Below are 19,035 nucleotides of genomic sequence, written 5' to 3' on the forward strand. Positions count from 1 at the left end.
TTTCGACGGCTCTCTTTCTGTTCTTCGCTCTTCCGGCGTGTTTCGGTTCCGTGATGCACATTACTCAGGGCGGTGGCATTGGGCGGAGCATGCGTCCGAGGGGGTGGGGGATACTGGAGGCATGACCAATGCAGCGGATGTGAACGTGAACGAATCGACCGAGAGCGCAGGCACGGGCGCGGCGGACGCGGGTGCCGTCGCCGTCACCATCCCGGCCGGCACCGTGGTGCTCGCCGCCACCCCGATCGGCAACGTCGGCGACGCGTCCGCACGCCTGCGCGCGCTGCTCGAGCACGCCGACATCGTCGCCGCCGAGGACACGCGCCGCCTCTACGATCTCGCGAACCGTCTCGGCGTGCACGTGAACGGCCGCGTCGTCGCCTACCATGACCACAACGAGCGCGACAAGGCCGACGGCCTGCTCGACAACGTGGAGACCGGCGCGACCGTGCTCGTCGTCTCCGACGCGGGCATGCCCACGATCAACGACCCGGGCCTGGCGATCGTGCGCCGCGCCATCGAACGCGGCCTGCCGGTCACCTGCGCGCCCGGTCCGTCCGCCGTGCTCGACGCGCTCGCCCTGTCCGGCCTGCCCACCGACCGCTTCTGCTACGAGGGCTTCCTGCCGCGCAAACATTCCGAACGCGTGCAGCATCTGCGCATGCTGCAGGGCGAACGCCGCACGATCGTGTTCTATGAGACGCTGCACCGCATCGACGATTCGATGGACGATCTGCTCGATGCGTTCGGCCCGGACCGCCGCATGGCCCTGTGCCGTGAGCTCACCAAGGACTACGAGCAGATCCGCCGCGGCACGATCGCCGAAATCCGCGACAGCGTGCACGACGATCCGCCGCGCGGCGAGATGGTGCTCGTCGTCGCCGGCGCCTCCGACGAGGAGGCGGCCGCCGTCGCGCCGAGTACGCTGTCCGTCGAGGATTTGGCCGTGCTCGCCATCGACCGCGCGCTCGAGGACGGCCTGCGCATCAAGGAGGCGATCACGCAGGTCGTCGGCGAACATCCGCTGCCCGACGGCACGCTCGCCAACCGCAAGCAGGTCTACCAGGCCGTCCTCGCCATCAAGCAGTAACGTTCCGCGCCTCCAGCTCATCCAGCGATTCCAGCAGGACGGTGAGCGCGCGTTTGACGCCCGGCCCGCCGGCCTGCGAGACGTATTCGAGCAGCGCCGCGTCCGCTTTCGGATTCGCGACCAGCCATCGGCGCAGTTCCGGCGCGGTGCGCGCGATATGCCACAGCACGTCCATGTCCGTCGCCGGGTCGGCGGCCACCATCGGCGTGAGCACGAGTGGCGGTTCGGGCGGTTCCAGCGCCGTCGCGTGGGCGGCGTCGGCCGCCGCCCGCGCCAGGCGTCTGAGCCGGTCGGCGCGGTCGAGCGAGCGCAGTCGCCGCGACGGTCGCGCGCGGTTCATGGCGCGACCTTGACGCGGCGATGATCGTACGAATGACGCACGCCGGTGAAGAACGCGCGTGCGCGCGGCGTGGTGGACATGCACGGATTCTCGTCGAGGATCGTGATGCAGTCGTCGGGAGTGAAATCGTAGGCGTCCATGAAGTCGACGACCTTGTCCGCGTATTCGTTCGGATGCGTGGAGGTGACGAGCAATGACGCGACGTCGCAGGCGGTGCGCGTCGGATCGGTGACGCGCAGATTGCCGATCGTGACGAGATGGTTCGGCATGACCTTGCGCGTGAACGCGCGGATCCGGTGCCCGAAATGCCGCATGCGGAAATGCGACCGCGACAGCACGTCGAGCGTGCGCGGGAAGTCGCCGCCCATCCACACCCACATGGCGGTGAGCGCGCACGCCACCGTGGAATGCGGGATGAGCCGGTGCACGATCGAGGCGCGGCCGTAGAGGGTGGCCGCGTGCTCCGACCAGTAGCCGCTCTCCAGGTCGTCCAGCGTGGTGATCGTGCCGTCGGTGGCGAGCCGGCTGAGGCTCATCGGCCCGGGCAGGTCGCGTTCGCGCAGGATCGCCGGCACGAGCGGGGTGGTGCGCAGCGCGGGCGGCGGGGATGCGGATGATGGCGGTGTGGTCGTCGTTGAAGGTTCCATGACCATACGGTAGGGCGTGCGCGGCGTGCGCGCCAATCGTGCGCGACCGTACCCGCGCGAGGTGGATGATCCGGTGGATGGGCGAACGGTTATCCACATCCCGGCGTGTCCCCGGCGCGCCGGATAATTCGGTCTTATGAGTCATATTCTGGTGAATGTTGCATGGCCGTATGCGAACGGCCCCCGCCATATCGGTCACGTGGCCGGTTTCGGCGTCCCCTCCGACGTGTACGCCCGCTACGAACGCATGAAGGGCAACGACGTGCTGATGGTCTCCGGCACGGACGAGCACGGCACCCCGATCCTCGTCGAGGCGGAGAAGGAGGGCCTGACCGCGCAGGAGCTCGCGAACCGCTACAACCGCGTGATCGCCAAGGATCTGTGCGACCTGGGTCTGAGCTACGACCTGTTCACGCGTACCACCACCGGCAACCACGAGCACGTGGTGCAGGAGATGTTCACGCAGTGCCTGAAGAACGGCTACATCTACAAGGGCACGCAGCAGGTGGCGATCTCCCCGTCCACCGGCCGCACCCTGCCGGACCGTTACATCGAGGGCGAGTGCCCGATCTGCCATGCCGAGGGCGCGCGCGGCGACCAGTGCGACGCCTGCGGCAACGAGCTCGATCCGGACGAGCTCATCAACCCCGTCTCCAAGATCAACGGCGAGACGCCGCGCTTCGAGGAGACCGAACACTACTTCCTCGACCTGCCGGCGCTCGCCGAGGCGAACCTCGCCTGGCTGAACACGCGTGAAGGATGGCGCACCAACGTCATCAACTTCTCCAAGGGCCTGTTCAAGGAGGTCAAGCCGCGCGCCATCACCCGCGACATCGACTGGGGCATCCCGGTTCCGGTGAAGGGCTGGATCGACAACCCGAACAAGAAGCTGTACGTGTGGTTCGACGCGGTGATCGGCTACCTGTCCGCCTCGATCGAGTGGGCGCGCCGTCAGGGCGACCCGGAGCTGTGGCGCCAGTGGTGGAACGACCCGTCCTGCCCGGCCTACTACTTCATGGGCAAGGACAACATCACGTTCCACTCCCAGATCTGGCCCTCCGAGATGCTCGCCTACAACGGCCAGGGCTCCAAGGGCGGCGAGACCGGCAAGCTCGGCCCGCTGAACATGCCCGAGCAGGTCGTCGCCTCCGAGTTCATGACGATGGAAGGCAAGAAGTTCTCCTCCTCGCGCGGCATCGTCATCTACGTCAAGGACATCCTCTCCCGCTACCCGGTGGACGCGGTGCGCTACTACATCTCGATCGCCGGCCCGGAAAGCTCCGACTCCGACTTCACGTGGGCCGAGTTCGTGCGCCACAACAACGAGGAGCTCGCCTCCTCGTGGGGCAACCTGGTCAACCGCGTCGCCAACCTCATCGCCAAGAACTTCGGCGAGATCCCGGCGCTCGACGAGGATTCGATGACCGACGAGGACCGCGCCCTGCTCGACGAGACGCGCGGCGCGTTCGCCACGGTCGGCGGCTTCATCGAGAACCACCACCAGAAGGCGGGCCTCATCGAGGCGATGCGCGTGGTCGGCGACATCAACAAGTACATCTCCGCGACCGAGCCGTGGAAGATCAAGGACGACGAGAAGCGACTGGGCACCGTGCTGCACGTGGCCGCGCAGGCCGTTTCCGACGCGAACCACCTGCTCGCCCCGTTCCTGCCGCACGCCTCGCAGAAGGTGTGGGAGGCCCTGGGCGGCAAGGGCGTGTTCTCGCCGCTGCCGCGCCTTGAAGAGGTCGAGGACCTCGACAAGCCGGGCTTCAAGTACCCGATCATCACCGGCGACTACAAGCTCGGCGAGACCGTGCACCCGTGGGAGAGCGAGCCGATCGAGGTGGGCGCGCCCGTCGCCAAGCCGACGCCGATCTTCGCGAAGATCCCGAAGGAGGCCGTCGAGGAGGAGCTCGCCCGCTTCGACGAGGCGCTCGCCGCCCGTCGCGCCGCCGAGGCCGAGCGCCTCGCCGCCGAAAAGGCCAAGCTCGCCGCCGAAGAAAAGGCCGAGTAGCCCCGTTTTGCGTGGTCCCCTCGTCAGAGGGGGCCACGCGTCTGCGTGCCGGGCCGATGCTAAGCGGTTACAAAACCGTCACATAGTGCTCAGAGGTTTCTCAGGAACGCGCATCGTTCCTCCAAGGGAGGGACGGTTTACTAAAACATGTCAGCGGTTGGGAGTCCTTCCCGAAGTGAATATCACTGGCGAGGTTCTTCCCGAACCCCATAACTGAACCCTTCTTCTCTCTTCTCTCTCACCCGGCGGTTTCTCCCCGCCGGGTTTCTTTTTGCGTTGTGTCTTTGTGAGAGCGCACGGCCCGGCTGATGGCAAAAAGCGGCAAATCGTGGCAAGAACAAGGTTGGCAAAAACGGCAAACGGCGTGCGGGATTAGGTTGTGACTCGTCGTCCGGAACGGCGGCGGAGCCGAAGAATCGATGAAGCGAAGAATCGGCGCCGTCCCAACCGAGCCGGACATGGAACCCATGAGAAGGAACTAAGGAGTTCTCGATGAGCACTGCAACAGCGCAGCCGGCGAAGAAGACGCCGAAGAAACTGACCTGGCTCAACATCGTCGGCTACGGCTCGGGCGATTTCGCCAACAACATCGGCTGGCGCATGATGTCGATGTTCCTGGCCACCTACTACGTCTACATCGGCATCAACCCGCTGATCGTCGCCAACATCTTCCTGTTCGCCCGCTTCTTCCAAGCGGTCGTCTACCTGCTCGCCGGCAACTACGCCGACCGCGTCAAGGCCAACAAGAACGGCAAGTTCCGTCGTCTGGTCGTCTACTTCGGCGTTCCGATGATGGTCGCGGTCTGCCTCATGTACACGATCCCGACCGACATCGACATGGCCCTGAAGATCACGTGGGCCATCGTCACTTACCTGCTCTACCAGCTGTTCGGCGCCCTCGGCGGCGTGCCCTACGGCGCGCTCCTCGGTGCGATGACGCAGGACCAGAACGAGCGTCAGCGCCTCTCCTCCGCCCGCATGGTCGGCGGCGCCCTGTTCGGCCTGATCGTCACCTTCACCCTCGCCCCGGCCATCAACACCGTCAAGGACCAGTCCGAACTCGCCAAGCTGATGCTGCCGATCGTCTCGATCTTCTGCCTCGTCGGCGCGCTCATCTACGTGTTCCTGTACAAGACCACCATCGAGCAGATCGACGTGCCCGAGCAGCCGAAGAGCTCCTTCATCGACACCATCAAGGCCATCGTCCAGAACCCGGCGCTGCTCATCCTGTGCTTCGCCACCGGCTTCTACCTGATCGCCACCTGCGTCGGCTCCATCGGACCGATCATCGCCAAGGAGGTCCTCGCCAACGGAGTGGACGCCGGCACGCTCGCCCTCATCACCACGCTCGTCACCCTGATCAACGCCTCCATCGGCGTGGTCGCCTCCCCGTTCGGCCCGGTCATCGCCCGTCACCTCGGCAAGAAGGGCGGCTGGTACCTCGGCTGCGCGCTCGGTGTGATCGGCGGCGTGATGTTCATCTTCGTGAACAACGTGTGGCTGTCCCTCGTCGCCCTCGCGCTCAACGCGATCGGCGCCCAGTTCTGCGGCAACTACGTGTGGGGTATGGAAGGCGACACCGTCGAATACTACGAGTGGAAGACCGGCAAGCGCACCGACGGCGCCGCCATGGCCGGCCTGAGCTTCTTCCGCCAGATGTTCGGCGCCCTGACTTCCTGGCTTGGCCCGGCCATCCTCGCCTTCACCGGCTACAAGTCCGGCATGAACGTCGCCCAGGACCCGTCCGTCGCCGAGAACCTGCGTCTGGCCGCCGGCCTCGTGCCGCTCATCGGCTTCGTGATTTCCGCCGCGATCATGTACTTCTACCCGATCACCGAGGCGAAGTTCAAGCAGATCAAGGCCGACCTCGCCGAGCGTCGCGCTCAGGCGTGAGTCGTTCGTGAAGCCGATCGGGGGGGCCGCGCGGTACGTCGCGTGACCACCCCCGATCGGCTTCACGGGTTCCCGACCGCAAGCAAGCCATTGGGGCGAGGTCTGTACAATGAAACGGAATCGGATGGGAGGAACGATGGCGGCGCACGGATCGACCGAAAGCAAGGACGCGGCCGGCGGGAACGGGCCGGCGGTCGCGGCGACTTCATCGGCGGTCGCACCGAAGGCCACCAAACGTGTGCGGCTGGCCGACGTCGCGGCGGAGGCGGGCGTCGCGATCTCGACCGTGTCGCGCGTCTTCTCCGACCCCGATCGCATCAACTTCCAGACCGCCGAGCATGTGCGCGAGGTCGCGCAACGGCTTGGCTACCGGCGCAGACCCACCTCGCGCACGCGCGCCGGGAACGCGGGGGCCGCGGCGGGCGCCGGTTCCGGCGTCTCGCCGGCGTCCGCGCGCGGCGACGTCGCGACGCCCGGCACCGCCTCTGCGCCGTCCAATCGCGGCATGATCGCGATGATCGTCAAGGACACGGCGGACGGCGTCTCCTCGCAGATCCTCAAGGGCGCGCAGATCGCGGCGATGGAGTCGGACAGCGCGGTGAGCGTCATCGAGACCGGTGATTCCGCGCAACGCACGATGCAGATGCTCGACCATCTCGTCGGGAAGGTGGACGGCGTCATCCTCGCCTCCGACGCGCCGCGCACCGATTTCATCCGCGACTACGCCCGGCGCATGCCGCTGGTCGTGCTCAACCGTCCGGTCGAAGGCGTGGCCAGTGTGATCCCCGACCCGCGCATCGGCGTCGTGCGGGCACTGAGCCTGTTCAAGCGATACCATCATGCGGCCGTCACGTATGTGGCCGGGCCGTCCGCCTCATGGGCGGACCAGTCGCGGTGGCGGTTCCTGCACGACATCGGGCAGCGCATGGGATTCAAGGTCAACCGCATCGGACCGGTCCACGCGACCGTCGAAGGCGGGTATCAGGCGGCGCTCGCGTTGGAAGGCGGGTCGGCCACGGCCATCGTCACGTACAACGATCTGATTGCGGCCGGTATCGTATTGCGTCTGACCGCCGACGGCGTCGTCGTGCCGGATGACGTGTCCGTCATCGGATTCGACAACACGCTGATCGCGCCGGTGGTGACGCCGCCGATCACGACGATCCGCATCCCGCGCGCGCAGCTCGGGCAGGTGGCGGTGAACCGGTTGCTCGGGCAGCGGTCCGCTGCCTACCGCAATCCGGCGGATACGCAGGTGATGGCGAAGCTCGCCGAATACGGCATCCGCTGCGAGGAGGAGGCCGATCCGGAGGTGTCGCTCGTGGATACCTCGATCATCGTGCGCCGTTCGGTGGGGGAGCGCCGGCGGGCGTAGACCCTTATCCGGCCGTTATTTGACGGTGAAGCCTTCCTGACGGCCGTAGGTCTTGAGGGATTCGCCCCAGGTGACGAGGGCCTTGGCAAGGGTGGTCTTGCCATGGTAGGCCTGGCCGATCGAATCGACGGCGATCGAGTTCGCGTAGGCCATGTACGGCAGGTAGTCGAAGTCGGTCGTCACGTCGCGCGCGGCCTCGGCGATCGTCTCATGCGTCTTCTGCCCACCGAAGAAATCGTCGGTCTCGGCCAGCCAGCGCTTGTCCTCCAGCACCGATTCGAGCGGCGGGATGCCGCCCTGCTCGAGGTTCACGTCCACGCCGTCGCCGTGCGCGAACCATTCGGCGAACGTGTAGGCGGCCTTGGTCTTCGCCTCGTCGGAGCCCTTCGGCAGGGCGAGCGCGCCGCCGCCGTTCTCGCCGTTCGCGTGCGCGCCGGCCGTGTACTGCGGCATCGGGGCCATCCGCCATTGCCCGGCGGTGCGCGTGAGGTTCTTCTGCATCGACGAGACGAGCCACGCGCCGGTCAGGACGGTCGCGATCGACCCGTCATCGAGCCTGCGCCACCAGTCGTCGGTCCACATCGAGGTGGAGACGTCGATCAGATCGTCGTCGAGCATTCCCTGCCACAGGTCGGTGAACCGGGAGACGTGCTTCGCGGTCATGTCCACGCCGATAGTCGTGCCGTCCACGCTGAACGGCTTCGCGCCGGCCTGCCAGAGCATCGACGTGATGAAGCCGCCGTCGCCGGTGTCGTTGGTGATATGCGCCTTGCCGTCGGTGGCGTCCTTGATCTTCTCGGCGGCCTCGCGGTATTCGTCCCACGTGGTCGGGGCCTTGGCGACGCCGGCCTGGTCGAACACGGTCTTGTTGTAGAACATCACCATCGGGCCCGACGAGATTGGCAGGCCGTACGGTTCGCCGTTCACGGTGACATTGCGTTGCGCGGCCTTGGTGAAATCGCCGCGGATGGACGAGTATCCGAAGTCGTTCATCGAGCGCAGCTGGTCGGAGATCGCGAACTGGTGGACCGCGTTGAAGTCGAGGTAGACGACGTCCGGGATGCCACGGCCCGCGTTGAGCGCGTTGGTGAGCTGCATGTATTCGTCCTCGTTCGCGCCCGCGTTCGTCACCTTCACCTTGATGCCGGGGTGTGTCTTCTCGAACGCCTTCACGAAGTCGCCGATCGTCGATTGCCAGGTCCACAGCGTGATCTCGACCGGATCGTCGGCGGTCCCTTCCGCCGCCGTCGATCCGCCGCAGCCGCCCGTCGCGGCGATCATGCCGATCGCGGCGACGGCGCAGGCGGCGGTCGTCGCGACGTTGCGAAGACGTGAGAAACGAGACATGGTGACTGCTCCGATCTTCCTTGTTCCCGTGCGCGCGCCGTCCGTGCGCGCACACGTATGTCCGATGTCGGTACCGAGTGTAGCCAGCCGCGGACGTCCGGCCGCGGCGGTGCGTGATTTTGGCAAACGATGGCAATCGACGATGCGTGCGATGTCCGGCCGCGCGTTGGAATGGCGCGGATTATGCGCGATGATGCGGCGATGGTCATGGCAAAAGCCGGCAAACGTGGTATGGCAAACGGATGGCAAAAACCGGCAAACGCGACGGCCCTCTATCGTAGACCTCGTGATCCGGACGAAGACGGTTTCGCCACGGAGCAAGAGGACAAGCGAAAGGTATTGCAATGAGGCTCAACCTCAATGGCGTGTGGGACTTCTACCCCGACGGTGGCGACGAACGCCACGACATCATCGTGCCTACCTGGTGGGATTCGCTCAGCCGCACCACCGGATACCCCGAGGAATGGGAACAGGGACTGCGCCACGGCGTGTACGTGAAGACCGTGGACCTGCCCGAGGACATCAAGGACGAGGACGTGTTCCTGCATGTCGGCGCGCTCGCCACGCTCGGCAAGGTGTACGTGAACGGCAAGTCGGTCGGTCCCGTCACCACCAAGGGCTACCTGATGACCCTCCTGCCGTACGACCTCGACATCAACGACGTCGTCAAGGCCGGGGAGAACGAAATCCGCATCGAAGTGTGGAGCGTCAAGGCGCTGCCCGACGACGCGCTCGCCACCGAAGGCGGCCCCGACCGCCTGCTCTTCCCGTTCGGCGTCGAGAACATCGTCGGCCGCGTCGGCATCGGCGAGGACGTCGAGATCGTCACCAAGCCGAAGCTCAGGATCGACGACCTCCAGATCATGCCGGACCTCAAGAAGAACGCCGATCCGAGCGACGACGAACTCGCCGTCAACGTCACCATCGTCAACCACACCGGCGCGGACGCCGAACTGGATCTCGCCGCCGTCGTGCGCCCGGTCAAGGGCGACGACGCGGCGGACGGCGAAAAGCCGGTCGCGCTCGCCTTCGACGGCGCGACGGCGCACGTCGCCGCCGGCGCGACCACCGTCGTCAAGCTCGCCAAGGGATGGCCGGACGCGCACTACTGGTCGCGCGCCGACCCGTTCCTGTACACCGTCGACGCCACGATCACGGCGGCGGGCGCGGGCGACGCGGCCGCGCGGCCCGTGCACGAATACTCCGACCGCTTCGGCTTCCGCCAGTTCTGGCGCGAAGGCGACGCGTACATCCTCAACGGCGTCAAGATCCGTCTGCGCGGCGACTCCCTGTGTCTGCTCAACCAGGGCAACCGCGACCTCATCAATGAGATCGGCGATGCATATGGCGTGGTTCTCGACGACAACCACGCCACCGACGCGATGGCCAAGGCGTGGATCGACGCCTACCAGCACGCCAACTGCAACATCATCCGCAACCACATCCGCTCCGTGCCGTCGCACGTGCTGATGGACCACGCGGACGAGACCGGCATGCTCCTCGAGGAGGAGACCGCATTCTGGAACCCCGGCTCCACGTCCAACGTGTCCCTCGACCCGCCGTACTACCTCAACTACTCCGACGAGGCCATCGGCTACTACGTCGAATGGGTGGAACGCTGGGTGCGCGAATACCGCAACCACCCGTCCATCATCCTGTGGTCCACCACCAACGAGGCGTGGAACCCGAACGACGCGGAGATTCTCATCCCGCCGCTCGAAGCCGCTGCGAACCGCGAGGACCCGACGCGCATGGTCATCAACGACGGCTTCAACAAACCGATCACCAACGAGGACTCCCGCCACTACTACGGCGGCTACCCGTCCGGCATGACCAGCGCGCCCGACATCTACGACCTGTACCAGATCGACGGCGACCTGCCGCTCGGCGCGGGCGAGGAGTTCTCCGTCTCCACCGCCGGCATCCCGCAGTACGCGGAGGACGGCACCATCAAGGACATCTACCACGGCCGACTCAACGGCAACCCGGACACGATCTCCCGCGCCGACTTCGGGCGTGAGGTCGGTCGCGTGACCCGCGGCGTGCGCACCACGCGCATGGCCAACTGGAAGCCGTTCTGCCTGTCGATGTTCATCTACGACAACATCGAGAAGGTCGTCGAACTCGACCAGGAACACACGCGCCACGGCCTCAACCCGCGCGTCCTGCTGCGTCCGCAGTTCGACCCGACCGCCGAGGGCGACGCCCGCTGGATCGAAGGCGACGGCTACCGCTACTTCGCCAACTCCTACGCCGACGTGGCCGCGTTCGACAAGGAATACGACAAGGAGCCGCGCCTCGGCCTGCCGCACGCCATCTACGCGCTCGGCACCACCTCGCAGCGCACGCTCATCGTCTACAACGACGAGGAGATCGACGGCACCGAGCTCGAAGTGCGCTGGACCGTGTCCGCGCTCAACACACAGGACGGTACGCGTCGCGAGGTCGAAAGCGGTTCGAAGACCGTCACCGTGGAGCACGGCGAGTTCGTCGAGACGCCGATCGAGATCCACGTGCCCGGCGAGGTCGAGACCTACGAGTCGAAGCTCATCGAGACGCTGAGCGTCGTCAAGCAGGGCAAGGTCAAGTTCTCCGAAGACAACTTCCTCGGCTGGATCGGCCGCCCCGCGCCCGCGAAGATCGGCTCCAACCGCCCCGACATCGACCTGGGCGTCGTGGATTGGGCGTCGCGCAACGTCAAGCACTGCCTGCACCTGAACCAGCAGGGCGGCGCGCTGAGCGAGAAGTGGACCGCCCGCGTGGTGGACGACGCCTCCGGCTCGATCAGCTTCGAGCGTCTCTCCGGCAACCTGCGCCACGAGCAGGAACTGTTCTACACGGTCAACGTGGCCGGTCTCGAAACCGGACGTGCCTACACCGGTCAGATCGAATACACCGGCGAGAACGGCGACACCGTCACCGTCACCGTGCGTTTCACCGCCGGCAAGCTGCCGACCGGTTCGGGCGAGACCGGCTTGGGCGAGGCCGACGCCCCCGCGAACAAGGCGCTCGGCGCGACCGTGCGCGTGAGCTCCAACTCGACGCGCAACGGCTGGACCTCCGCCTCGCTCGTCGACGGCGAATTCAAGGCCGACTACGACCACTTCGGCTGGTCCAGCGAACCGACCGCCGAGAACCACGACGAGTGGGTGCTGCTGAAGCTCGCCCATCCGACCACCGTGGCGCAGGTCGTGCTCGCGCCGCGCGGCGAGAACCCCGGCGGCACCGTCGCCGAGGCGTTCCACGGCGAAGGCGAGGGCGTCGGCGGCGTGCAGGAGTTCGCCGCCGGCCACCGCGCGGTCGACCCGAACCAGGGCCAGGGCTTCCCGGTCGACTTCACGATCGCCGTCTCCGCGGACGGCAAGGCGTGGACGACCGTCGCCGACAAGCGCGACTACGCGCTGCCCGCCAACGGCACGCCGCGCGCCTTCGACTTCGCGCCGGTGGACGACGTCCGCTACGTCAAGGTCGAGGCCACGAAGCTGCGCTCCAACCCGAACGAGGGCGGCGAATACGCCCTGCAGCTCGTCGAGGTCGCCGTCTTCGCCGACCATCACATGCCCGCCATCCCGTCCGAGCCGACCGACGTCGCCGTGAACGTGCAGGCGCACGACGTGCAGGTGAACTGGCAGTTCGCCTCCGACGGCCGCTCGCCGATTCTCGGCACGACGCTCACGCTCGTCAACGCCGCCGGCGAGGTGATTCCGGCCGGCGTCGTCGGCACCGACACGCACGCGCTCGTCACCGACGTGCCCGCCGGCGAGTGGACCGTCACCGTGCAAGGGCGCAACGCGATCGGCGAAGGCGAAAGCGCCGTCTCCGTGCCGTTCAAGGTCGGCCGCGCCGACGCCGGCGCCATCGACGAGACGGTGCCGCGCCCGAAGGCCCCGACCGCCGAACTGATCGTCGAGACCGGTGCCGTGGCGGTCGCCTGGGACGAGGTCGACACCCGATCCGGCTTCGGCCGCGGCGGCGTCAACATCCACCTGACGCCGGTCGCCGGAGGCGCTTCCGCCGCGCCGAAGCGCACCGCATGGGCGCCGGTCGGCGTCACCGCCTACACGTTCGAGGACGTGGCGCGCGGCACCTACACGGTTACGCTCGAAACCACCACCGGCGAGGACCGCGTGTCCGAGACGAGCGAGCCCAGCGAGCCGGTCATCGTCGCCGCCGTGCCGTCCAAGCCCAACAAGCCGGGCGTGACCTCCGCCGACGACACGATGAACGTCACCTGGAAGGCGCCCGCCGACGGCGGCACCCCGATCGAGTCGTACGTGCTGACGCTCAGGAACCTCACCGAGAACACGGTCAAGGTCGTCAAGGCCGAGGCCGGCGACGAGGCCAAGAGCGTCTCCGGACTGACGCCAGGCAACTACACGGCATCGGTGATCGCGGTCAACGCCATCGGCATGTCTGCGGAATCCAGCCCGTCCCTGCCCTGCCTCATCAAGTAGTCACCAAGCAACACGGTTCCCTCCCGGACCGTCACGGTTCCCTCCTCGGTTTGCATCGTTTTTCCATGGCAAACCGTGGATCGAGTCGTGATGGTCCCGGAGGGAACCGTGACGGTCATGGACCGACCCACGGGCGACCGTGACATTCACGGACCAAACCGTGACGATCCCGGACCGACCCCATCACGGCGGACGCCGCACGAACTAGGCTGGATAATATGGCGAGAGCAGCGAGTGGAGCGAGCGAATCGAGCAACAAGAACCAGAAAGGCGCACGTGACCTCGTGCGCAAGATCACGATACGCGAGGCCGTCGGCTTCGGCGTCGGCGACTTCTACGGCGGTGGCCAGCTCACCATCATCGCCACGTATCTCGCCCTGTTCTGGACGCGCTTCTGCGGCATGAACATCGCCGCCGCGCAGGCCGTGATCGGCGTGAGCGCACTCGTCAGCGCCATCGCCGCGCTCGCGTTCGGCGTCCTCGACGACAATCTCTACCGCTACCCGATCGGCCTCAAATACGGCCGCCGCCGGTTCCTCCTCATGATCATCGGACCGCTCATCCTCGTCGGCGTCCTGCTGTGGATCCCCGGACTCCCGTTCGCCGCCTACGTGGCCGCCTACGTGTTCTGGGTCGTGCTCGCGCAACTGTTCCAGACCGCCTACAACCCGCTTCCCGGCGAGATGACCGCCGACTTCAACGGGCGCACCAAACTGTCCACCGTGCGCCTGTTCATCTCCACCGGCGCGGGCACGGCGATCCCGCTCGCCGGCGCCGCGACGCTCGCCGTGTTCGGCGAGACCGCGCCGACCGGCTACATGGCGTTCACGATCACGACGACCATCCTGTTCGCGCTCGCCGTGTTCGCATGCTGGCGCAGCACGTGGGAGATGACGCCCGAGCGCGCCGGCTTCGGCGCGTACGCGCGCGGCGAACGGCGCGACGGGCACGTCGGCGTACGTCGGTGGATGCGCCGCGCCGGCAAGGTGCTCGCCGAATACGCGACCACGTTGCGTATCCGCGAATTCCGCAAGCATCTCGCCATCTACCTGCTCGTGCAGGTGACGATGGACGTGTTCGGCCAGACATTCGTGTTCTTCGTCGTCTACGACTGGAACCGCACGGCCGCGTTCGCCTCGCTGCTGCTCGGCTGCGCGGCCGTCTCCCTGCCGCTCATGCCGCTGTTCGGTTTCGGCATGACCCGCCTCGGCCCGCGCCGCATGTACGCGCTCAACTACGCCGGTTGCCTGCTCGGCGTGGTGTGGTTCCTTGCGTTGTGGCTGTGCGCCGGCCACCTGCCGGGCGCGGCGTGGACCGCGCTCGCCGTCGCGGCCTCGCTGTGGTTCTTCGCGTTCAAATCCCTGTGCGGGTATCTGCCGTGGGCGGTGTTCCCGTATATCGCGGACATCGATCAGATCGTCACGCGCCGGTACCGTTCCGCCACGTTCTCCGGCATCCAGGCGTCGTTCCGTCAAGTGGGTTCCGGTCTCGCGACGATCTGCGTCGGCGTGATTCTCGGCGCGGTCGGGTTCGACGCGACGCGGGCCGTGCAGACGCCGGCCGCGCGCGTCGGTGTGGGCGCGTTGCTGCTCGGGTGGTTCTCGTTCGCGATGATCGCCGGCTGGATCGTCTCCACGCGACTCGTCATCGACAAGCGCACCGACGGCGTGGTCCTGCGCGAAGTGACGCGACTGCGCAACGGCGGCGCGAAGGCCGACGTCGCGCCCGCCACGCGCGAGGTGGTCGAACGCCTGACCGGCGTCGACTACGAGGACTGCTGGAAGTAGGGGCGGAGGCTCCCTCCTGGATTGTCACGGTGACCGTCACGGTTGACACCGGGATCGTCACGGCTCCTTCCCGGGACGTCACGGTTCGCTCCATTGTTTGCTACGGGAAAACGATGATGGTCAAGGAGTGAGCCGTGACGATTCGGGAGGGGATTGTGGGCTTGTGAAAGGGGCCGTGAGGGTCGTGGACAGAACCGCCCGATAGAGCTCCGGCAGGTTCCATCAACGCCGCTAGATATCCCAATGCAATGCGGTTGAAACCCCATGTCGAAATCGGCCATCGACCGAAGTGATGTGGCCTGCCTTTGTTGCTGATGCATGTCATGGGAGTTTGCCTATGCAGTTTTCTGTATGAGGGTTGCGTTCATCCCGGAGAACATGTGGAATCATAGAAGGATTATTGTGAATGGAGGCCTAGCATGCGACAAATGAGAAATGGGCGAATGGTCGAACGTGTGACGAAGAAAATGACCACGGTGATGATTGTCGCATTGCTGGTGCTGGGTATGTCGCCTGCGACGGCGTGGGCGGGGGATGTGCCGAATGGGGGTGTATCGCCACAGATGAACACTCGTGTCTTTCCATGTCCGTCATGGCTGTGGTGGCTCTGCGGATATCGGCGTTGATACGCTATAGCATTCAGTGCGGAACGATTAGAGTATCGCCGTGTCGTTGGGTATCTCAATATGGAGTGACCAGTATGAGGCCGTTCTCTGTTTTTCCCAGATTCCGCCGCATTTCTCAATGAGCTTGCGGTAGTGGGTCAATCCCATCTGCGTGCTCTGCGTAGGGGTGGCGGAACTGACTTGTTGAAAACCGTGGATGGAATTCGTTGTTTCAATCACAATGAATCTTGTGGTGTAGGAGACCATCAAAGTGTACGGAGATGAATGATCGCCGTGCTTGGCTATATTATTGAATAATTCCTTTAAAATGTTGCTTGCGACTGTGAGACTGTGTGGCGTTGTTTGTTTTTGGGGCTCGCCAATAATAATGATGCTGCCAGTCATGCCAAGGTTGTTTAATATTGCTTTCCCTTGGTCGACAACTTGCTGTATGTCTTGAGAGTGTATTGGTCTATGGGGCCGTTTTGGTGTTTCTGAATTGTCAAATTGTAGCGTTCTTATGGATTGACGTGTGCACGACAAAGCTTCGGAAGCAAGTTTCTTCGTCAAGTCAATTTGCTTCCTTGTCGTATTGTCAATATTTGCTTCTTGCATCTGAGATAGCAATAGGATGATATCTGACAAATTATTTGCTGTGTCATCATGTAAATTATTCGCAATCATTTGATTGTCTGCTAAATGCTGGTTCGTTTGCTGAAGAAGTTTTGTGCGGTATTGCTGCCGAATTTGCATGCCTATGCATATGCATACAATAACAAAAGCTGAGTAAGAGAGAAATCCTCCATTTCCCATGTCTTGATCTGTCGATAGAAGTCCATTTATAGTAGACGAAAGGACCAATATGGCACCTAAAGCAATTCCCTCTATTTCATTGAAATAACTTGCAAAAGTAATTGAAGATAGTGCGGAGATAGTTAGAATCCGTGGGACGGGCGTGGAAATGCAGATAGAAAATTGCAATTTCTACTGCAGTTATTCCTGTGATTGTATAAACTCCGATTTCTGGTTTCAGTATCAAAGTTATGAAGGCCGCTACTTGTAATGCGATGTGTGTGAGAAATTGAATGTCGGGTTTTATGCTGAGAAGTTCTGTATTGATGAACGGTATTATTTCCACTATATAAAGAAAGCAAAAAAAGCAAGATAAGGCGGAAATATATGGGTGTAGAAATTTTCTCCGAAGCCAATTCATGGCTTTGCTTTGACTGATTATTTTCAATAGTTTTTTCATATTAATGATGGAGGATAGGGCATATGTTCATACGATATGAAGCGATTGGCAGATGCTCAGAGCTTCGTACCACGTACGGGCATTCAGTTTTTGCCGTATGTTCCGGCGATACGAAGAAACAGTATCGACGTTGATTTCCATGCGTTTCCCAATCTGCTTATTGTTCAACGATTGCAGGCTCAAAGCGACGACTTGTATTTCCCTTGCGCTAAGAGGTCTTCGAGTGGGGGTGTCGGATTCGGGAATACTGGAAGGCCCACTCGTATCTTCAGGCGGGACGGCATACGTGGATTGCAGGATCCGTGAGATCGTCGGTTGTAATGTTTTCGGCAGGCTGGCTTTGTCCAGCAGGACAGGCACGCCGTTGGCCTCGGCATTTTCACGATAGGTTTCCACATCATATGACGTCATGCCGATGATATGGGTGTGAGGTGCTTTGCGCAGGATTTCATGGGCGATTCGCGGACCGGTGACGCCTCTCAGCGCCATATCAAGCAACAGGATTTCAGTAGGTTTCGTGCTGTCGCAACAGATTTGGATTGCCTCTGTGGGAAATGTCGTAGACCATATATTTACTCGATTATTGCAACGTTGTGTGCATACCCGAAGCATGCGCACGATGCAATCCAAGGCACAGGGGTCATTGTCCAATACACCGATGCGTGTGGGGTGCCGCTCATCCGTTCCGCCTTCATTCATGGCCTTTATGATAGCCCATGCTATTGCTTCATGCTCACCGTATGCAGTTTTCTGCATAGTGCTGGCTTTGCACTCTACGTCATCATATTGTTATAGCCAAGATATTCCAGAGCAATTCGAAACAGCAACAAGGAGGTTATAATGAGCAGTCTGAAGATTATCGGTAAACGTTTAAGCGCTGTATTCGCAGTGCTTGCGGCATCGCTGTGTTTTGCGACACCGGCATTGGCTAACAACCATGGGGACACTGCATGGAGCATGTATCTCGTCGGTTGGAATGCGCAGGATACGCAAAACCGCTGGAAGGAGGACGCTTCCTCAGGATATATTGCGCTTCATAGCGCAGATGGCGGGCGCCAGATTCGCGCTTGGATGTTGCAGTATTGGAATAAGGATATCAATTCCGAGACTGTACGTCTGACTCCAGGGCACTGGGCGTATGTCACGAATTATGCATATGAATGGTTCAACCGCACCCAAGTTCATATGCGTATACAGAATACGGCTAACGTATCAGGCAGTGCTTCCGGTGTTTGGAGCCCGGACTCAGTCTGATGCCCGTGCGTAGCGCTGGCGAATTATGGTGTGCCGCTCCGGCGGGTGCCGGAGCGGCACGTTTTTGCGTACTGATGACATGAGGGGGTGTCGTGGTGAACGGGGCGTTGTTGGGAAAGCAATTGGTTTCCAATCTGCGAAGCCTGCGAATGCTGGCGTTGGTGGCGCTGTCCGTGGCTTTGATTGGGATGCAGTATTGGACGGTGCACCATGCGGCGTATTGGCGGTGGGGAAGCAAGCCGACCTTTCTGCGTGAGGTCATGCTGTTCAATGCAGATGGTAACGGTTCAGGCCTGTATTTGTTTATGTTGCCGTTCCTTGCCGCATTATTGGGAGGCGGTGTACTCGCCAAAGAACGGTTCAGTGGGCGGCTGTATGAAGTCCTTGCGCGGGAGGGGCGTGGCACGGTGTTGCGGACCTCAGTGCTGTCCGGTTTCCTACTCGGTGGCATTGGCGGTTCTTTGCCGCTCATCGTTAATTTGATTGCCGCCGCCATCGCCATTCCGCATTTGAGTTTCATCGATGGCGATGCGGTTGACCATACCACTGGTCAGGTGCTGCCGAGATATGTACTCATCGATGCCACGTCCTGGGCCTATCCGATGTACCGAATCAATCAGGTGCTGCTGATTCTCTTCATCATATTGCTGGTGTTCGTCGTCGCTGGCCTGTTCTCTGCTGTCGCAGTCGGCGCTTCGTTCTTCACCCGCCATCGGTATGTGGAGTTGCTGGTGCCTTTTGTGTTGAGCGTGGTGTGGTGGATGATGCCGACGCTCACGTTCTACGCGGTGCCGGACCAATGGAGCCATAACGTTTTCCTGTACATTGCGGTGGGCAATTCGCTGCCAGATGCGGCATTGCGCAGTTGGACCGGCATCGCCATCAATGTCATCGGGCTTTCCGCTATCGTTACTTTCCTATCGTTCGTGGAGTTGTCGCGTGATGTTCGCTAGGGCGCTGTTGGAGATTAGACGATC

General features: G+C 63.1%; 14 protein-coding genes. 9 read left to right on the top strand and 5 right to left on the bottom strand.

Translation table 11 applies throughout. The features are described 5' to 3' along the window. Positions 1-121 precede the first annotated feature (121 nt). Complete coding sequence (rsmI, locus tag AC1AYD_RS04900; RefSeq protein WP_476502289.1) at positions 122-1,090, top strand: 16S rRNA (cytidine(1402)-2'-O)-methyltransferase; 969 nt, start codon at positions 122-124, stop codon at positions 1,088-1,090. Here rsmI and AC1AYD_RS04905 read toward each other — a convergent pair. Both AC1AYD_RS04905 and AC1AYD_RS04910 read right to left on the bottom strand, forming a co-directional pair. Beyond that, positions 1,080-1,430 (bottom strand): variant leucine-rich repeat-containing protein, encoded by a 351-nt coding sequence (locus AC1AYD_RS04905; RefSeq protein WP_476502290.1) that lies wholly within the window; start codon positions 1,428-1,430, stop codon positions 1,080-1,082. The two genes, rsmI and AC1AYD_RS04905, sit on opposite strands and share 11 nt — an antisense overlap. Beyond that, positions 1,427-2,077: a hypothetical protein gene (locus AC1AYD_RS04910; RefSeq protein ID WP_476502291.1), complete on the bottom strand. Its 651-nt coding sequence runs from the start codon at positions 2,075-2,077 to the stop codon at positions 1,427-1,429. The genes AC1AYD_RS04905 and AC1AYD_RS04910 overlap by 4 nt, the downstream gene beginning before the upstream one ends. A 136-nt stretch (positions 2,078-2,213) precedes the next feature. On the opposite strand from AC1AYD_RS04910, the gene metG reads away from it, so the two are divergent. From metG to AC1AYD_RS04925, 3 genes are all read left to right on the top strand, one after another. After that, entirely contained in the window at positions 2,214-4,091 is a 1,878-nt protein-coding gene (gene metG, locus AC1AYD_RS04915; protein ID WP_476502292.1) for a methionine--tRNA ligase, read from the top strand. Positions 4,092-4,583: 492 nt separating this feature from the next. Continuing rightward, positions 4,584-5,984: an MFS transporter gene (locus AC1AYD_RS04920; RefSeq protein ID WP_476502293.1), complete on the top strand. Its 1,401-nt coding sequence runs from the start codon at positions 4,584-4,586 to the stop codon at positions 5,982-5,984. Between the two features lie 124 nt (positions 5,985-6,108). Next, complete coding sequence (locus AC1AYD_RS04925; RefSeq protein ID WP_476502294.1) at positions 6,109-7,359, top strand: LacI family DNA-binding transcriptional regulator; 1,251 nt, start codon at positions 6,109-6,111, stop codon at positions 7,357-7,359. Between the two features lie 15 nt (positions 7,360-7,374). Here AC1AYD_RS04925 and AC1AYD_RS04930 read toward each other — a convergent pair whose 3' ends face one another. After that, complete coding sequence (locus AC1AYD_RS04930) at positions 7,375-8,706, bottom strand: ABC transporter substrate-binding protein (RefSeq protein ID WP_476502295.1); 1,332 nt, start codon at positions 8,704-8,706, stop codon at positions 7,375-7,377. Between the two features lie 129 nt (positions 8,707-8,835). Here AC1AYD_RS04930 and AC1AYD_RS04935 point away from each other — a divergent pair, with 129 nt between their 5' ends. The 3 genes from AC1AYD_RS04935 (at position 8,836) to AC1AYD_RS04945 (ending at position 14,947) form a co-directional block, all read left to right on the top strand. Next, entirely contained in the window at positions 8,836-9,054 is a 219-nt protein-coding gene (locus AC1AYD_RS04935) for a hypothetical protein (protein ID WP_476544765.1), read from the top strand. Then, a complete protein-coding gene (locus tag AC1AYD_RS04940; RefSeq protein ID WP_476544766.1) occupies positions 9,051-13,160 on the top strand; it encodes a fibronectin type III domain-containing protein in 4,110 nt (1,369 codons plus the stop codon). Before AC1AYD_RS04935 ends, AC1AYD_RS04940 begins: the two co-directional genes overlap by 4 nt. Positions 13,161-13,378: 218 nt before the next feature. Further along, positions 13,379-14,947, top strand: a complete 1,569-nt coding sequence (locus AC1AYD_RS04945) for an MFS transporter (protein ID WP_476544767.1) — start codon at positions 13,379-13,381, stop codon at positions 14,945-14,947. A gap of 653 nt (positions 14,948-15,600) precedes the next feature. Here AC1AYD_RS04945 and AC1AYD_RS04950 read toward each other — a convergent pair. After that, complete coding sequence (locus AC1AYD_RS04950) at positions 15,601-16,365, bottom strand: histidine kinase (protein WP_476544768.1); 765 nt, start codon at positions 16,363-16,365, stop codon at positions 15,601-15,603. A 466-nt stretch (positions 16,366-16,831) separates the two neighbouring features. Beyond that, positions 16,832-17,560 (bottom strand): response regulator transcription factor, encoded by a 729-nt coding sequence (locus tag AC1AYD_RS04955; protein ID WP_476544769.1) that lies wholly within the window; start codon positions 17,558-17,560, stop codon positions 16,832-16,834. Between the two features lie 84 nt (positions 17,561-17,644). Here AC1AYD_RS04955 and AC1AYD_RS04960 point away from each other — a divergent pair, with 84 nt between their 5' ends. Then, positions 17,645-18,058, top strand: a complete 414-nt coding sequence (locus AC1AYD_RS04960; protein ID WP_476544770.1) for a hypothetical protein — start codon at positions 17,645-17,647, stop codon at positions 18,056-18,058. Between the two features lie 92 nt (positions 18,059-18,150). Continuing rightward, entirely contained in the window at positions 18,151-19,011 is an 861-nt protein-coding gene (locus tag AC1AYD_RS04965; protein ID WP_476544771.1) for an ABC transporter permease, read from the top strand. Positions 19,012-19,035 lie beyond the last annotated feature (24 nt).

It is taken from the genome of Bifidobacterium sp. LH_426, assembly GCF_056356875.1.

Bases quoted from the DNA above. Each gene is read 5' to 3' on its own strand.
- AC1AYD_RS04905 (WP_476502290.1), bottom strand. From the start codon at position 1,430: ATGAACCGCGCGCGACCGTCGCGGCGACTGCGCTCGCTCGACCGCGCC.
- AC1AYD_RS04935 (WP_476544765.1), top strand. From the start codon at position 8,836: ATGGCAATCGACGATGCGTGCGATGTCCGGCCGCGCGTTGGAATGGCG.
- metG (WP_476502292.1), top strand. From the start codon at position 2,214: ATGAGTCATATTCTGGTGAATGTTGCATGGCCGTATGCGAACGGCCCC.
- AC1AYD_RS04945 (WP_476544767.1), top strand. From the start codon at position 13,379: ATGGCGAGAGCAGCGAGTGGAGCGAGCGAATCGAGCAACAAGAACCAG.
- AC1AYD_RS04920 (WP_476502293.1), top strand. From the start codon at position 4,584: ATGAGCACTGCAACAGCGCAGCCGGCGAAGAAGACGCCGAAGAAACTG.
- AC1AYD_RS04910 (WP_476502291.1), bottom strand. From the start codon at position 2,077: ATGGAACCTTCAACGACGACCACACCGCCATCATCCGCATCCCCGCCG.
- AC1AYD_RS04950 (WP_476544768.1), bottom strand. From the start codon at position 16,365: ATGGGAAATGGAGGATTTCTCTCTTACTCAGCTTTTGTTATTGTATGC.
- AC1AYD_RS04960 (WP_476544770.1), top strand. From the start codon at position 17,645: ATGAGCAGTCTGAAGATTATCGGTAAACGTTTAAGCGCTGTATTCGCA.
- AC1AYD_RS04940 (WP_476544766.1), top strand. From the start codon at position 9,051: ATGAGGCTCAACCTCAATGGCGTGTGGGACTTCTACCCCGACGGTGGC.
- AC1AYD_RS04930 (WP_476502295.1), bottom strand. From the start codon at position 8,706: ATGTCTCGTTTCTCACGTCTTCGCAACGTCGCGACGACCGCCGCCTGC.
- AC1AYD_RS04925 (WP_476502294.1), top strand. From the start codon at position 6,109: ATGGGAGGAACGATGGCGGCGCACGGATCGACCGAAAGCAAGGACGCG.
- AC1AYD_RS04955 (WP_476544769.1), bottom strand. From the start codon at position 17,560: ATGCAGAAAACTGCATACGGTGAGCATGAAGCAATAGCATGGGCTATC.
- rsmI (WP_476502289.1), top strand. From the start codon at position 122: ATGACCAATGCAGCGGATGTGAACGTGAACGAATCGACCGAGAGCGCA.